Below are 320 nucleotides of genomic sequence, written 5' to 3'. Positions count from 1 at the left end.
GTAGGCGGGTTTGAGGTCCTCGGTGTAAAGCCGCCCCAGAACCGGGATTGCCTTGTCCGGAGCCCAGCCGAGCACCTTTGCCGCCGCCGACAGGCGAACGAAGGCCGAGGAATGCTGAAGCAGGGCCTCCAGCGCGTCGCGGCCCTCGGGCTCTCTCAGCACCAGTTCTTTCAGGATGGGGACCGTCTTGTCGTAGAGCCGGTTTGCGGCCGGCGTGTCCTCGCGGCGGATCGCGAGCCGCCGCTGCTCCTCGTATTCGACCAGGGCGGCCACGAGCGCGCCAGTCGGCTTGTCAGAGATTGTCCGGGTCATAGCCAAGT

The 320-nt window shown here is 66.6% G+C and carries 1 protein-coding gene; it reads right to left on the bottom strand.

Annotated elements, in window-relative coordinates; all coding sequences use genetic code 11:
• The coding region (locus EP380_RS23425; RefSeq protein WP_164749977.1) for a DUF2019 domain-containing protein at window positions 1–273 on the bottom strand (273 nt) is incomplete at its 3' end.
• Window positions 274–320 lie beyond the last annotated feature (47 nt).

Source organism: Nitratireductor alexandrii (assembly GCF_004000215.1).
Taxonomy (GTDB): domain Bacteria; phylum Pseudomonadota; class Alphaproteobacteria; order Rhizobiales; family Rhizobiaceae; genus Mangrovimarina; species Mangrovimarina alexandrii.
Note: the sequence above shows the minus strand (reverse complement) of the source record. Positions and strands in the feature narration are given on the sequence as shown.